Raw genomic sequence first — 15,144 nt, forward strand, 5'->3', positions numbered from 1 at the left:
AGAGGCGCTGGCAGCGAAAGGCGTCCCCGCGCTAAAATCCGGTCGAAAGCGTGACCGCCGGCCCGTTGCTCGGCCGCGCCCCGCCCGCGATCCGCACGCGGTAATCGAGCGAGAGCCGCGCGGGCAGACCCGCTTCGCGCAGGTCGAGCGTCAAGCCTGGCCCGACGTCGAGCCGGGCGGCGTACTTCTGCGCTCCGCCCCAAGCCCCGAAGCCCAGCCGCAGGTCCCCGCCTGCGAGCGAGGCGAGTTCGCGATCGACCCGGACCTGCCCGTCGACAAAGCCGGTCGCCTCGCGCCCGCCGACAAACCCCGCCTGGGCATAGGCCTCTCCGCGAAGACCCAGCGCAAGCCGCGCGGGAGGGACTTCGGTGATCGCGGCTACCGCTGGCCTGACCTCGGTCCATCCCTCGGTGCGGGTGAGGCGGGCCTCTCCCTGGAGACGGATCGGGACCCGCGCCAGCGGCCGCAGACCTACCCCGGCTGCGGCATCGGCTTGCGCCGGGCGCGAAGGCGCGTGGGTCGCCCGAAAGTACAGTTGCGGCCGCGTGGCTCCGCCGCCGAGATCGTAACGCAAGACGAATCCGCCCTGCGTGCCGCCGTAGGCTGGCGGGCGTGGCCCGCCCAAGGCCACGCGGGGCTGCCCGCTCCCGTTGCGCCAGGCGTACCAGCCGTCGAAGTGCCACCGTTTTCGCCGGCGACCCGCTTCGGCTGAAAGGTTCGCAGGCGTCCCGTGCGCACCGCTCGGCTCGTGGCTGAGGCCGCCGCGGTCCCGGGCGGCACCGGCACCCTTGTCGTCGTCGGTCGCTGATGACGTCGCACCGAACCCGGAAGCCCCCGCGCCGAGCCCGGAAGGTGCTACGTCGCGGCCGCTCCGGGGATGCGAGCCGGCCTCGAGGGGAGCAGGTCGAGGCGCGCCGACACGGGCCGGCTGGTCCCCGGATGCGGCCGATCCGCCCGCGGTTCGCGCCGCGTCGTGGCGCGGAGGAACCAGACGCGCCGCCGGGCTCTCGGCCGGCAGTGCGACCGGAGAGGCCGGCTCAGAAGGCGGGGCGGCGAAAGGCTGCTGCCAGGTTGCCGCCCGCAGCCCGATCCAGCCCGCCGCGATCGCCGCCAGGACGACCAGGGGCTGCCCCCGGCGGCGAGAGAGGGCGGCGGCAGCGGTCATGTGCGCGCGCCATGCCTTTCCCCCAGGGCAGGATGGACCATGTGACGGGTCTTGTCCCATCGCGGTGCGTCGCCGCGCAGCGTCCTGAGGTAGTCGACGAATGCCCGACGCCCCGCAAGAATAGTGATGGCGTTCGCCAGCGGGATGCGGATCACGGCCCGCACCCCTTCGACCCAGCCATACTCGCGCGCGGTAAAGGCAAACCGCCACGCACCGCGCCAGACGAAGCTCAGCGTGTTCGCGGCGATCAGGGCGGTGATGGCCGGCGTGACCGGCAACGACGGCGCGTACCCGGCGTAATGCGCGAGCCAGCCGACCGAAGCGATGAGTATCAGGAAGTAGGCTACCGCGAGAACCAAAGCAGTCAGGGGTCCGCGGCGATCGCGCAGGCGCATCCAAAGGTCGGCTGGCTGGCTGCTCCAACCAAGGCGGTCCCAGGACTGCAGGGCGATGCCGTGGATCCAGCGGGTCTTCTGCCGTACCGCGCTGCCGATGTCGGCGGGAAAGCACGCCCGGGTCGCGACCAGCCGGCCGTCGGGATGGCGGAACCGCAGGAACTTCGAACGCCCGCCCAGCGCCGCCACGCCGAGGCCCAGTTCGTAGTCCTCGGTCAGGCACTCCGCCGCGAACGGCCCGTCGCGCCCGCGGCGCGCAGCCAGTTCCAACAGGATACCGCGGGCAATCGCGCAACCGACCCCGGCGGTCGGGATCCCCGCCCCCAGCGCGTCTCGCACCACCATCGCCTTGCCGTGCGCCTCCGCGAACTCCTCGCAATAATGCGAGGCGACCCAGCGGGACTGGGGCAGCGGCTCGGGCAGGACCGGAATCTGGGCGAGGTCGACCGAGCCGATCGCCTGGTCGAGCAGGCCGAGAGCCGCGGGATCGACCATGTCTTCGGCATCGTGCATCACGACCATGCGCGCACGACGGCCGGTGCGTTTCTCGTCCGCCTCGAGCGCCCGGTAGAGGCGATTGAGGCAATCGGCCTTGGTGCTGGGCCCGTCGCAGTCGTGGATGACCAGCCGCAGGCGAGGATCATGGTCGGCCGCGGCAATCACCGCCTCTGCGGTCAGCGGGTCGTTGCGATAGGTCCCGACATACAGCCGCACGTCCGCGTGGGGCCAGGCGGCGAGCGCATGGCGGACGGTCGCTCCGATCACGCTGGCTTCGCGCCAGGCGGCAATGAAAACCGCCGCTTCGCCCGCGAGAGGCGATGGCGCGGTATCGGCGTCTGACAGGCGCATGGTGCGCGCCCGGCCCGAGGCCCGCTGCGCCAGCCAGATCAGGTCCACCGCGAACTCGTCGAGGGCTCCGATCAGAAAGAAAACGCCAGCGAAGAGCAGCAGTTCGTGCTCGACAAGCACGAGCCATTCGCCCGGCGTCCCGAATGTTACCGGCAAGTGCGACCCCCGAATTGCCTTGCGGGGCCGTTAACAATTCAAAAGAACGGATGCAACTGACAAACCAGTCGATACCTACTATTATTGCACCGACATCTACTGCAACGCAGTCGATACCCTTCGTCGTTACAGAATCTTCGCCTTCCCCGACTTGAGGGCGCCGCTATCGCGCACTCTGCTGCCCCGGAAGCGTCCCCTCTTCCGATGGACGTCCCCCACGGGCAACGATCAGGCCGGGCAGCGGCTGTCGCGCATGGGCGGCGCACTGGTGCGGGTCTGCCAGCTTCCGTCGGGCGCCTGGTACTTTTCGCCCGGGACCGTCCGGGCGATCGCAAGGCAGCCGGCAGTGAGTGCATATTCCTCGAGCGTGGCGTTGGCCGCGCGCGCCTTTTCGGCATAGACCGCGCGCCGCCTTATGTTGATGTCATTGACGATCCGCTGAAGCTCTGAAGTGCTGGCCCCGACGATGCCGAGATAGCCGTCCATCTTCTCGCCCACGAGACCGGCGGAACGCGCGGCGTCGTAGGCGGGATCGCGCTGGGCCTGGGCCGGTACCGATACCAGCAGGCCGGCGGCGGCCATCGAGGCGGCAATGGTCGTGCGGATACTGTACATCAGAAGATATCCTCGTTTTGATCGATCGTGTTCTCCGCGTCAGCGGCCAACCGATAGATGACTTCCTGCCGGATGTTCACGTTGAGCTCGATCACGATCGGCTTGTCGGGCGCGGTCACCTGAACGCACCCGCCGAGCGCGAGCAGGCCCATCGCGGCCCCCGGCAGCGTCCCCGCCCATCGCAGCCCTCGCCTCGCCCACGTCATTGCGTGGGTTGTCGCAAGCCCCGCGGGCGGGGTCAATTCGGATCCGATCATAGCCTGTTCTCGCTTTCGGGGGTCTGAATGGGGGGTTGGTCGGGAATAAGGTCCTGCGGCGCCACCTCGGGCTCGGGCGGCGCTACGGCGCGCTGCAACACCCGGCCGTCATCCGTGAGCAGGCCGAGCTCGCGCGGGTCGCGCACCGATGCCGGGTCGTACATCGCCTTGATCGAGGTGATCAGCTGATAGAACGGAGCCCTGACGTTCACATTGAACCGGATGGGGAGGTTCTGCAGACGCCGGGTGATGAAATTGCGCTTTGCCCCGGCGCCCTGCTTGACCCCGTCGAACCGCACCCGGGTCACGATCTCGCCGGTCAGGTTGCCGTCCATCGCGATCGACATCTGCCGATAGTCGAGCGATTTCAGCGCGTCGAATGCGAAGTTCGCCATCGTGCCGAGGTTCTCGCGGCTGAGCGCCCCGACATAGGAGATGTTGCCTCCCGGCGGGCGGGCGACCAGCAGGCCGCCCTCGATGCGGCCGTTGCCGTTGCTGTCGAACACGATCGGGACGGTTCCGTCGAAAGTGCCGGTCGCGGCGATGTTCGACAGCTCCATGCGCTGGACGAACTGCGCCGCCTCCAGACCCTCGATCTCGAAGACGTAGCGGCGTTCCTCGCTCGCACCGAACTTCAGGCTGGTCGACCGCAGCGTCAGCGTGCCTCCCATGAAGGGCCAGGTCGCCCCCTCGAGCGCGAGGATCTCTCCCCCGCGCATCGAGAATACGAGTTCGCCGTCCTCGACGAGGATACCGGGATTGACCGAACCAATGCGCAGGCGCTGGTTCGGTGCGGTGGTGAGATTGAGCAGGTCGGTGAACTCGACCGTCCCGCTCGCGCCCGTCACCGGGCCGAACGCGGCGGCGAAATCGAGGTCATCGGTACTGAAGCGTCCGCTGCTCGTGACCCCGCGGTCGGTCCAGTCGATCCGCCCGCGGCCGCTGACCGTGCCGCGCGCGTTGGCGATCACGCCCAGCGCAAGGCAGCTCAATGTGTCGGGTTGCAGTTGCCGGTCGAACAGCAGGTCGTTGACCGCCAGGTCTGCGTGGCCGGTGCCGCTCGCGAGATCGTGGACGATGGCGACATCGGTCACAGCCCGCCGCGACGCGGGCTCGCGCAAGGTGGCCTCGGCGCGGATGACGTTATCCCGCAAGGTCAGGGTGCCGCCTTCGGCCTCCAGCGGGCGGAACCGCGGCGGAGCCTGCCGGTCGACCAACCGGAAAGCCGCGTTGTCGATCCGCAGCGTCCCGTCCGCGTAACGCCAGTCGCCCCCAGTGTTCTCGAGGTTCATCGGCACGGCGAACAGCCTGACGTCGGCATCCTCGAAGCGCCCGCCGATCTCCTTTCCGAAAGTCGCGGTGAGATTGGAGACGCGGAAGCTGCTTGCGGTATCGGCGGGGCCGAGGGCGACATCGACCGCGCGCGCGCTCATCGTGCCCGGATAGGCGATGCCGACAGGTCCGCTGCGCAGGCGGATCGGAGTGTCGGCAAGCCGGCCCGACAGGTCGAGCGAGGGCGCGCCCGCGGCGATGCGCAGCCCCTCCGGCCCGTACCGCACGATCGGCTGCCCCCGGCTGGGGCACAGCGTCAGACCGCGTCGGTCCAGCGCCAGCGAAGCCACCGCCAGCCGATCGAAGCGAACGTCAATGCAGCGATTCCAGAGCGCGAGGCGGTCAGCGGTCCAGTTCCCCTGAAGCGGCAGCGCAAGCCCGCGTGCGCTGCCACCGGGAAGCGGTCCGCTGGCCACCGCACGCCCTGAGAAACCCAGCGCGCCAGAGGGCGCCTGGGCCAGCACGAGCGCGGGAATCGCGAGCGAGCTGCCGCCGGCCGAATATTCGGCCATCCGCAGGCGCAGCACGGCCTCGCCGCCGGCTGCGCGCTCCATGCGGCCGACGATGCGCGGGAGCCCGCGGCCGCCGGTCGCGAGATTGCCCGCGATGCGCGGCAGGCGCCCGCCGGTGGCGTTCACCTCCACCCGGCTCAGCGCCAGCAACGTGGCCCCGCTGCCGCCGCGCAGCGACGCCCGGGGCACCTGCAGGCTGTAACCCGCATCCGACCCGCGCGCGGACAGCGCCGCCTGCAGGCTGCTGGCGCGGCCTTCGCGCGCGAGCGCGGCGCGCACCTGGGAGAGCAGGGGCGCAAGCAGCGTGCCGTCGACCGAGCGCACGGCGCCGGCGAGCAGGCGATCGAGCCCATCGCCCATGCGCACGCCGTTGCCCTCGACGTCGCCCTGCGCTTCGAACGAGGAAAGGCCGGCCGTTCCGCGCAGGCTCCCCTTAGCGGTCAGGAGCGCGGCGCGGGCCTGCGGGTGGGCGAGCCCGCGGGCGGCGAGCGAATAGCGCGCCACCAGCGCGTCGTTGCGCCATGTTGCGCGCACGGCGCCATTGAGGCCGTTCGCGCTTGTCCCCCCGACCGCCAGCGCGCCAGTCGCGATGCGCCCGTCCCCCTCCACCCCGGCGAGATCGTCGTCGAGTGTCACGTCGAGCGCGATCGCGGCATCGGCGAGCCGAACACCGTTCGCGCATTCGAGCGAGGCCAGCCGCAACGGCCCTTCGAGCGTCGGCTTGCCCGCAGAAGTCGACAAGGCGCCGTAGAGGGAGACGCTCCGCGCCGCGCAACCCGCCCCGTCCAGGGTGGGCGCCACCGCAGCGAGAATGCCGGAGAAACCGTCGTCGAGCCGGCCGCTGCCTTGTGCCTTGACGCCGATCGGGCCGTAATCGCTTTCGACCAGCGCGCGCCCGTCGACCAGCCGCAAGTCCATTTTCGGCAGCCCGGGCGGCTCTCCGGTATCGCGGAACAAGATCTTGTCGAGCGTCCCGAAACTCAGGGTCCCCCCACGCAAGGTCCCGTAGAGCCGCGGCTTCACGAGCGTCACGCGCCCCAGCGCCGGGGTTCCGAGGCGGTACCGGATCGCGACCTCGGCGCGCTCGATCGTCATGTCCGGTGCGCCAGGATCGCCGATCACGATATTGCTCAGGACCTGCCTGTCGGGCCCGATTCGCTCGATCTCGTATGTTGCCGGGATGTCGTAACGCCGAAGTTCGCCCTCGATGACGTTGCCGGCGATCCGCTCGCGGGAAAACCACAGCGCCGCCAGCGCCCCGAGAAACACGAGCGCGAGGCCCCCCAGCACGCGCGGCCAGCGGCGGGAGCGCCCGACCGAGGCTTCTGATTCAAGCTCGCTGTCGGCCTCGGCCATCGACCCCTACTTGCGTGTCCGCGCGCCCGAAGGCAATGCGCTGGCAGGTAACGCGATGACGGGGGAAAGGTTGCCGCAAGCTGAAGGCAGACCGGCTGCTGAGGGCCACGCGGGGCATCGCGCGCGCCTGCGCCGGCGGCTGCTCACCGGCGGGGCGGAGGCGCTGGCGGATTACGAGGTGCTCGAGTTCCTTCTTTTCGCCGCGAACCCTCGCGGCGACACCAAGCCGCTGGCAAAGGCGCTGCTCACCCGGTTCGGCACGCTCAGCGCGGTGCTCAACGCCGAGCCGGGCGCGCTGCAGCAGGTCAAGGGCATGGGCGAAGGCGGCGTGGCCGCGCTGAAGGCGGTCGCGCTCGCGGCCCGGCGGATGGCGCGCGGGCCAGTGCAGGACAAACCGGTGCTGGGCAGCTGGCAGGCGCTGCTCGACTACCTGACGATCGACATGGCGCACCTGACGGTGGAGCGCGTGCGGGTACTCTACCTCGATACCCGCAACCGGCTGATCATGGATCACCACGTCGGCGACGGGTCGATCGACGAGGCGGCGATCCACCCGCGCGAGGTCGTCCGCAAGGCGCTGGACGTGGGCGCGACCGCGATGATCCTCGTCCACAACCACCCGAGCGGCAATCCCGAGCCCAGCCGCGCCGACATCGAGATCACCCGCCGCATCGCCGAGGCCGGGCGGCTGCTCGGCATCGTCGTCCACGATCACGTGATCGTCGGCCGCCAGGGCCATGCCAGCCTGAAGGCGAAAGGGTTGATCTGACCTTCGTCCGTCCCTAGCCGCTCGGCACGTTTCAACCGGAGTCGATGATGGTCCCCCGCTACGCCCGCCCTGCCATGTCCGCGATCTGGGAGCCGGAGGCGCGCTACCGCATCTGGTTCGAGATCGAGGCGCACGCGACCGAAAAGCTCGGCGAGCTCGGCGTCGTTCCCGAAAGCGCGGCAAGGGCGCTGTGGGACTGGTGGAAAACCGACCCCAGGATCGACGTCGAGGCGATCGACGCGATCGAAGCGGTGACCAAGCACGACGTGATCGCGTTCCTCACCTGGGTCGCCGAGCAGGTGGGTGACGAGGCGCGCTTCATGCACCAGGGCATGACCAGCTCCGACGTGCTCGACACGACGCTCAGCGTGCAGCTCGCCAAGGCGAGCGACATCCTTCTCGAGGATCTCGACCTGCTGCTTGCCGCGATCGAGCGGCGGGCACGCGAGCACAAGTACACGCCCACCATCGGCCGCAGCCACGGCATCCACGCCGAGCCGGTCACCTTCGGCCTCAAGCTGGCGCAGGCCCACGCCGAGTTCGCCCGCTGCCGCGAGCGGCTGGTCAACGCCCGCCGCGAGATCGCGACCTGCGCGATCAGCGGCGCGGTGGGGACGTTTGCCAACGTTTCGCCGGAGGTGGAAGAACACGTCGCCGAACGCCTCGGCCTCGCGATCGAACCGGTATCGACCCAGGTCATCCCGCGCGACCGGCACGCGATGTACTTCGCCACGCTCGCGGTGATCGCTGGCAGCATCGAGCGGCTCGCGGTCGAGATCCGCCACCTCCAGCGCACCGAGGTGCTCGAGGCCGAGGAATACTTCTCCCCCGGCCAGAAGGGCTCGTCGGCGATGCCGCACAAGCGCAACCCGATCCTGACCGAGAACCTGACCGGCCAGGCGCGCATGATCCGCGCCTATGCCCTTCCCGCGCTCGAGAACGTGGCGCTGTGGCACGAACGTGACATCAGCCATTCCTCGGTCGAGCGGTTCATCGGGCCGGACGCGACGATCACGCTCGACTTCGCGCTCGCGCGGCTGACCGGGGTGGTCGACAAGCTGCTGGTCTATCCCGAGCGGATGCAGAAGAACCTCGACCGGATGGGCGGCCTCGTCCACTCGCAGCGCGTGCTGCTGGCGCTGACCCAGGCCGGAGTCAGCCGCGAAGACGCCTACCGGCTGGTCCAGCGCAACGCGATGAAGGTGTGGGAATCGGACGGCGCGCTGAGCCTGCTCGACCTGCTCAAGGACGACCCGGAGGTTACCTCCGCGCTCACGCCAGACCAGCTCGAAGAGAAGTTCGACCTTGATTACCATTTCAAGCACGTCGACACGATCTTCGCGCGGGTGTTCGGTGAGTAGGCCCGCCCTTTCCAACGCCACCCATCGCGGTTAAGCCCGCGGCAACGACCAGACAGGGGAGCCAAGAGCAAGATGCAGATCGTCCGCACCATCGCCTGGTTTGCGTTGCTGGTGGTGTTGCTCACCTTCAGCTTCTTCAACTGGAAGCCGGTCGAGGTGCAGATCTGGGACAATCTCGTGCTCGAGACCAAGGTCCCCGCGCTGGTCGTCGTCTCGTTCCTGCTCGGCCTGGTACCGATGTGGCTGATCCACCGCGGCGTCAAATGGCGGCTCCAGCGCCGCATCGCGGGACTGGAAACCGCCGCGCGCAACGTGGCAATGACCCCCTCGTCTTCGGCGTCCGCCCCCAACGCCACGGTGCAGGCACCGCGCCCCGATCCCGAGCCGGGCGACGACGCGCTGGGTCGCGACGAAGGCACGTCCGCGCGCGGCCCGCGCCTGCCGTGACCAACCCGGTTTTCGTCGCGCTCGACCTCCCCAGGCTCGAGGACGCCAAGGGCCTGGCCACGCGGGTCAAGAGCCACGTCGGCGGCTTCAAGCTCGGCCTCGAGTTCTTCTGCGCGCACGGCCACCACGGGGTGCACGAGATCGCACACGTGGGCCTGCCGATCTTTCTCGACCTCAAGTTCCACGACATTCCCAACACCGTGGCCGGGGCCATGCAGTCGATCCACGTCCTCGAACCGGCGATCGTCACCGTGCACGCGTCCGGCGGACGCGCCATGATGGAAGATGCCAAGGCCGCTGCGAGCGAGCATTGCAAGGTGGTCGGGGTGACGATGCTCACCAGCCTCGACGAGCGGGATCTCGCGCGCACCGGTGTCGCCGGATCGGCGCACGATCAGGTCATGCGGCTCGCCGAACTGGCCGAGACCGCCGGCCTCGACGGGATCGTCTGCTCGGGGCACGAAGTCGCCGCGGTCCGCAAGCAGTGGAAGTCCGGCTTCTTCGTGGTTCCCGGAATCCGCATGAAGGACAATTCAGTGGGCGACCAGAAGCGCGTGGTGACCCCGCGCGCGGCGCGCGACGACGGGGCGAGCGTGCTTGTCGTCGGCCGACCGGTCACCCGCGCGGAAGACCCGGTCCTTGCCGCCCGTGCGATCGAGGCGACGCTCTAGCGCCATGACGCGAACGCTGGTGAAAGTTTGCGGGTGCAACACCCCCGAGGCGGTCGACGCGGCGGTCGACGCGGGCGCCGACTACATCGGGCTCGTGCATTTCGAACCCTCGCCGCGCCATGTCACGCTCGACGACGCGAAGCGCCTGCGAGCCCGCATCCCGCCCGAGACGAAAGTGGTCCTTCTGCTGGTCAATCAGCAGCCCGTCCCGACCGCGATGGCGGTCGACGCGATCAGGCCGGACGTCGTCCAGTTTCACGGCGGCGAGACCGCAGAATGGCTCGGGCTGCTCAAGCAGAACGTCACGCAAGCGCTGTGGAAGGCGATCGGGGTGCGCAGCGCGGATTCGCTCGACAGCGCGCTGCGCTTCAAGGGCGCGGTCGACCGGCTGCTCTACGACGCCGCGCCGGGCGTGCTGCCCGGCGGCAACGGCGTGGCGATCGACTGGACCCTGCTGCGCGATTTTCGCCACCAGCTCCCCTGGGGACTCGCCGGGGGGCTGACGCCGGAAAACGTGGCCGAGGCGATCAGGGTGTCCGGCACCGAACTGGTCGACGCATCGAGCGGGCTGGAATCCTCGCCGGGGGTCAAGGACCCGGGAAGGATACGCGCGTTCGTCGAGGCCGCCCGCAACGCCTGAGAAAGGCCGCCAGCAACTATTCCTGTCTCGACTTCCCGAAACTTGACCGGCAAGGGACCGGCGATGGAATCGACACCCAACTCATTCCGCAACCAGCCGGACGAACGCGGGCATTTCGGCGACTATGGCGGCCGCTACGTCGCCGAGACGCTGATGCCCCTGATCCTCGAGCTGGAAACCGCCTACCGCGCGGCCAAGGCCGATCCGGCGTTCCAGGCGCAGTTTGACGACCTGCTCGAACATTACGTCGGCCGCCCCAGCCCGCTCTATTTCGCGGAGCGGCTGACCGAGGCACTGGGCGGCGCGCAGGTCTGGTTCAAGCGTGACGAGCTCAATCACACCGGCGCCCACAAGATCAACAACTGCATCGGCCAGATCCTGCTCGCGATCCGCATGGGCAAGACGAAAATCATCGCCGAAACCGGTGCGGGCCAGCACGGGGTCGCCACGGCCACCGTCTGCGCGCGCTTCGGCTTGCCCTGCACGATCTTCATGGGTGCGACCGACGTTTCCCGCCAGCAGCCCAACGTGTTCCGGATGAAGCTTCTCGGAGCGGAGGTGATCCCGGTCACCAGCGGCGCGGCGACGCTGAAGGACGCGATGAACGAGGCGCTGCGCCACTGGGTCGCCAACGTCGAGGACACATTCTACATCATCGGCACCGCCGCCGGCCCGCACCCCTACCCCGAGCTCGTGCGCGACTTCCAGAGCGTGATCGGACGCGAGGCGCGCGAACAGATGCTCAGCCGAACGGGCCGCCTTCCCGACCTGCTCGTCGCCGCGATGGGGGGCGGCAGCAACGCGATCGGGCTGTTCCATCCGTTCCTCGACGACGCTGACGTGAAAATGCTCGGCGTCGAGGCGGCGGGCCGCGGCCTCGACAGGGAGCACGCCGCCAGCCTCGCCGGCGGCGCGCCGGGCGTGCTCCACGGCAACAAGACCTACCTGCTGCAGGACGAGGACGGCCAGATCACCGAAGCGCACTCGATCAGCGCGGGCCTCGACTATCCCGGCATCGGCCCCGAACACGCGTGGCTCAAGGATATCGGCCGGGTCGAATATACCGCGGTGACAGACGACGAGGCATTGGACGCCTTCCAGCTCCTCTGCCGCACGGAAGGCATCATCCCCGCGCTCGAGCCGAGCCACGCCATCGCCGCCGTCGCCAAGCGCGCGAAGGAGATGGACCGCGACGCCGTCATCCTCGCAAACTTGTGTGGCCGCGGCGACAAGGACATTTTCACTGTGGCCGACGCGCTGGGAGTGGAGATGTGAACCGGCTTTCGGCCGCATTCGCCAAGGGTCGCCCGGCTTTCGTCGCGTTCATCACCGCGGGCGACGGCGACACCGCGGCCAATCTCGACGCGCTGGTCGATGGCGGCGCGGACGTGATCGAGCTGGGGATGCCGTTCACCGACCCGATGGCCGACGGCCCGGCGATCCAGGCGGCGAACCTGCGCAGCCTTGGCGCGGGCACGACCACGCGCGACGTGCTCATGATTGCGAACGAATTCCGCGAGCGTCACCCCGACGTGCCGCTGGTGCTGATGGGCTACGCCAATCCGATGATCCGCCGCGGGCCCGAGTGGTTCGCCGCCGAGGCCAAGGGTTGCGGCATCGACGGGGTGATCTGCGTCGACATTCCGCCCGAGGAAGACGACGCGCTCGGCCCTGCCTTGCGCGCCGAGGGGATCGACCTCATCCGCCTCGCCACGCCGACGACCGATGCCGCGCGGCTACCCGCCGTGCTGGAGGGATCGAGCGGCTTCGTATACTACGTCTCGGTCGCTGGCATCACCGGGCTGCAACAGGCGGCGACCGATTCGATCGCCAGCGCCGTCGCCCGGCTGAAGGCTGCGACCGACCTGCCAATCGCGGTCGGCTTTGGCGTCCGCACGCCCGACCAGGCCGCCGCCATCGCCCGGGTCGCCGACGGGGTCGTCGTCGGCTCGGCGCTGGTCGAACTGTGCGACAGGCATGGCGCGCACGCCCCGGAACACATCCGCGCGTTGGCCGCTTCGATCAGCGAAGCCGTCCACGCCGCAAAGAGAGAACCCGCATGAGCTGGCTGAGCCGCGTCCGCAACCGCCTTCCATTCGTCGCCAAGCGCGACACGCCCGACAACCTGTGGGTCAAGTGTCCGAGCTGCCAGGAGATGCTTTTCGTCAAGGAGTACGGCGAAAACCTCCACGTCTGCCCGCGCTGCAACCACCACGGCCGCATCAACGGCGACAAGCGTCTTTCGCTGATTCTCGATCCCGGCTTCGAGCTGCTCCCCCAGCCGACCGTCAAGGAAGACCCGCTCAAGTTCCGCGACACCGCGAAGTACACCGACCGCTTGAAAAAGGCGCGCGCGGCCAATGCGCATACCGACGCCTTCAGCGTCGGCTCTGGCACGATCGACGGGCACCCGGCGGTCGTTGGCGTCCAGGATTTCACCTTCATGGGTGGGTCTATGGGCATGGCGGTGGGCACCGCGTTCTGCGCCGGGGCCGAACGGGCGCTCAGCCGGAAGTGCCCATACGTCGTGGTCACCGCCGCGGGCGGGGCGCGGATGCAGGAGGGCATACTCTCCCTCATGCAGATGCCCAAGGCAACCGTCATGACCCGCCGCCTCAAGGCCGCGGGCCTGCCCTACATCGTCGTCCTCACCGACCCCACGACCGGCGGCGTCACGGCGAGCTATGCCATGCTGGGTGACGTCCACATCGCCGAACCGGGCGCACTGATCGGCTTTGCCGGCCAGCGCGTGATCCAGGACACGATCCGCGAACAGCTGCCCGACGGCTTCCAGCGCGCCGAGTACCTGCACAGGCACGGCATGGTCGACATGGTTGTCGAACGGAAGGACCTGAAGGCCACGCTGGCGACGCTGATCGACTACCTCGCGCCGAAGAAGGCGGCCTAGAGGCGGCGCCTTGAAGGACTTCGCGCGGTCGGACGATCCGGCGGTCCAGGCGCAGCTCGACCGGCTCGCGCGCCTGTCGCTGCCGCAGGGGCGCTTCGGCCTCGACACGATCCGCGCGCTGCTCGCCCGGCTCGGCGATCCGCAGAAACGCCTGCCGCCGGTGTTCCACGTCGCCGGGACCAACGGCAAGGGATCGACCTGCGCCTACCTGCGCGCGATCCTCGAGACGGACGGCAAGCGCGTCCACACCGCGACCAAGCCGCACCTCGTGCGCTACAACGAACGCATCCGCATCGCCGGCGCGCTGATCTCGGACGCCGAGCTGGCCGAACGGCTGCGGACGGTGCTCGACGCGGGCGAGGACCTCGGCCCCAGTTTCTTCGAGGTCACGACCGCCGCTACCTTGCTCGCCTTCGCGGAAAGCCCCGCCGACGCCTGCGTGATCGAGGTCGGCCTCGGCGGGCGATTCGATGCGACCAACGTGATCGAACGGCCCGCCGCGTGCGGCATCGCCAGCCTCGGGATCGATCACGAGGCGTTCCTGCTGGTCCCCGAAGAGGGCACGCCCGACGAACCAATCGCCCGCATCGCGTTCGAGAAAGCGGGCATCGTCCGCCCCGGCCGCCCGCTGGTGACGCAAGCCTATCCCGAAGGGGCCGCGTTGGAGATCGAGCGCGTGGCGATGGCAGCCGGCGCGCCGCTGCACGTCCGCGGGCAAGACTGGTCCGCCAGCGCGGGCGAGGCGATCGAGTACGCCGATCGCCATGGCAGGCTGACCCTGCCGATGCCGGCGCTCCCCGGTGCGCATCAGGCGGACAACGCCGCGCTCGCCGTCGCGATGCTGCGGCACCAGGACTTCGTCTCCGTGAGCGCCGAGGCCATGGCGGAGGGCGTGCGCGGTGCGATCTGGCCCGCGCGGCTCCAGCGGCTTGCGGCGGGACCGCTCACCGCGCACGTGCCTGGCCGGGAGGTCTGGCTTGACGGAGGACACAACCCGGATGCCGGCGCGGCGATCGCCCGCCACTTCGGCGGCCGGCTTCACCTCGTCGTCGGGATGCTGGCGAACAAGAATCCCGAAGCGATCGTCGGCCCGCTCGAAACAAGGCTCGCATCGCTTTCGGTCGTTCCGGTGCCGGGCAGCGAAAGCCACGGCCCACAGGCCTTCGGACATCGCGCCCGGCCGTTCGATGGCGTCGCCGAGGCACTGGCCGCGGTGCCGGCAGACGATCTCCCGATCCTGGTGGCAGGATCCCTTTATCTCGCTGGCGAAGTCCTGCGCGCCAACGGGCAGATCCCCGACTGACGTCAGTCGTCGCCGATTTCGCCGGAAACCCACGCCTTGGTGAACGAGGCGCCCATGGCCTCGTCCAGCACCACGGACGGCGCCCGGCGGCGCGTTTCGGCCAGGCACAGCGGCGCCAGCGGCTCATCGAAGGTCAGCCCCACCCGGTCGCCCTTCTGCCACGCCAGCTCGCCGAACATCTCGAAGTCGAGCCAGGTCAGCATCCCCTCACCCGCCTCGTCGGGCACGCTCAGGATAAGCTGCGCTCCGCCCTGCGACAGGTTGACCAGGCGCACCGATTGCCGCCCTGAAAGGGTGTCCAGCCGCGCGCTGATACCCACCTCGAGGCGGGCAAACTGGCGACTGCTCTCGTCGCCGGACTGATCCTCCGGTTCATCGGACATGGGCAGACCATGGCATACACGCGGT

General features: G+C 69.4%; 15 protein-coding genes. 9 read left to right on the forward strand and 6 right to left on the reverse strand.

Translation table 11 applies throughout. From position 1 onward, the window contains the following. Window positions 1-31: 31 nt before the first annotated feature. From N0B51_RS08520 to N0B51_RS08540, 5 genes are all read right to left on the reverse strand, one after another. A complete protein-coding gene (locus N0B51_RS08520; protein ID WP_259961897.1) occupies window positions 32-1,165 on the reverse strand; it encodes a YML083C domain-containing protein in 1,134 nt (377 codons plus the stop codon). Then, entirely contained in the window at window positions 1,162-2,565 is a 1,404-nt protein-coding gene (locus N0B51_RS08525; protein WP_259961898.1) for a glycosyl transferase family protein, read from the reverse strand. The genes N0B51_RS08520 and N0B51_RS08525 overlap by 4 nt, the downstream gene beginning before the upstream one ends. Window positions 2,566-2,793: 228 nt before the next feature. Then, on the reverse strand, window positions 2,794-3,180 hold the full coding sequence (locus N0B51_RS08530) for a YdbL family probable chaperone protein (RefSeq protein ID WP_259961899.1): 387 nt from the start codon (window positions 3,178-3,180) through the stop codon (window positions 2,794-2,796). After that, a complete protein-coding gene (locus tag N0B51_RS08535; RefSeq protein WP_311201832.1) occupies window positions 3,180-3,386 on the reverse strand; it encodes a YnbE family lipoprotein in 207 nt (68 codons plus the stop codon). Before N0B51_RS08535 ends, N0B51_RS08530 begins: the two co-directional genes overlap by 1 nt. Before the next feature lie 47 nt (window positions 3,387-3,433). Further along, window positions 3,434-6,637, reverse strand: coding sequence for an intermembrane phospholipid transport YdbH family protein (locus N0B51_RS08540; protein ID WP_259961900.1), 3,204 nt, complete (start codon window positions 6,635-6,637; stop codon window positions 3,434-3,436). A 55-nt stretch (window positions 6,638-6,692) separates the two neighbouring features. Between N0B51_RS08540 and radC the strand changes: the two genes are divergently transcribed. The 9 genes from radC (at window position 6,693) to N0B51_RS08585 (ending at window position 14,736) form a co-directional block, all read left to right on the forward strand. Next, window positions 6,693-7,406, forward strand: a complete 714-nt coding sequence (radC, locus tag N0B51_RS08545; protein ID WP_259962233.1) for a RadC family protein — start codon at window positions 6,693-6,695, stop codon at window positions 7,404-7,406. Between the two features lie 47 nt (window positions 7,407-7,453). After that, complete coding sequence (purB, locus tag N0B51_RS08550; protein ID WP_259962234.1) at window positions 7,454-8,767, forward strand: adenylosuccinate lyase; 1,314 nt, start codon at window positions 7,454-7,456, stop codon at window positions 8,765-8,767. 72 nt (window positions 8,768-8,839) lie between these two features. Beyond that, window positions 8,840-9,214 carry a DUF1049 domain-containing protein gene (locus tag N0B51_RS08555; protein WP_259961901.1) on the forward strand — a complete coding sequence of 125 codons (375 nt, stop codon included), beginning with the start codon at window positions 8,840-8,842 and terminating at the stop codon, window positions 9,212-9,214. Continuing rightward, entirely contained in the window at window positions 9,211-9,885 is a 675-nt protein-coding gene (pyrF, locus tag N0B51_RS08560) for an orotidine-5'-phosphate decarboxylase (RefSeq protein WP_259961902.1), read from the forward strand. Before N0B51_RS08555 ends, pyrF begins: the two co-directional genes overlap by 4 nt. Window positions 9,886-9,889: 4 nt before the next feature. Continuing rightward, the gene (locus N0B51_RS08565; protein ID WP_259961903.1) at window positions 9,890-10,525 is read left to right on the forward strand and encodes a phosphoribosylanthranilate isomerase; all 636 of its coding nucleotides are present in this window, start codon (window positions 9,890-9,892) and stop codon (window positions 10,523-10,525) included. A gap of 63 nt (window positions 10,526-10,588) precedes the next feature. Then, a complete protein-coding gene (trpB, locus tag N0B51_RS08570) occupies window positions 10,589-11,800 on the forward strand; it encodes a tryptophan synthase subunit beta (protein WP_259961904.1) in 1,212 nt (403 codons plus the stop codon). Next, on the forward strand, window positions 11,797-12,588 hold the full coding sequence (gene trpA / locus N0B51_RS08575; protein WP_259961905.1) for a tryptophan synthase subunit alpha: 792 nt from the start codon (window positions 11,797-11,799) through the stop codon (window positions 12,586-12,588). Before trpB ends, trpA begins: the two co-directional genes overlap by 4 nt. Then, window positions 12,585-13,433: an acetyl-CoA carboxylase, carboxyltransferase subunit beta gene (gene accD, locus N0B51_RS08580; RefSeq protein WP_259961906.1), complete on the forward strand. Its 849-nt coding sequence runs from the start codon at window positions 12,585-12,587 to the stop codon at window positions 13,431-13,433. Before trpA ends, accD begins: the two co-directional genes overlap by 4 nt. Window positions 13,434-13,443: 10 nt before the next feature. Continuing rightward, window positions 13,444-14,736, forward strand: a complete 1,293-nt coding sequence (locus N0B51_RS08585; RefSeq protein WP_259961907.1) for a bifunctional folylpolyglutamate synthase/dihydrofolate synthase — start codon at window positions 13,444-13,446, stop codon at window positions 14,734-14,736. Window positions 14,737-14,738: 2 nt separating this feature from the next. Here the strand turns inward: N0B51_RS08585 and N0B51_RS08590 are convergent, their stop codons facing one another. Further along, entirely contained in the window at window positions 14,739-15,119 is a 381-nt protein-coding gene (locus tag N0B51_RS08590) for a PilZ domain-containing protein (protein WP_259961908.1), read from the reverse strand. Between the last annotated feature and the right edge of the window lie 25 nt (window positions 15,120-15,144).

It is taken from the genome of Tsuneonella litorea, from assembly GCF_025154015.1.
GTDB lineage: Bacteria > Pseudomonadota > Alphaproteobacteria > Sphingomonadales > Sphingomonadaceae > Tsuneonella > Tsuneonella litorea.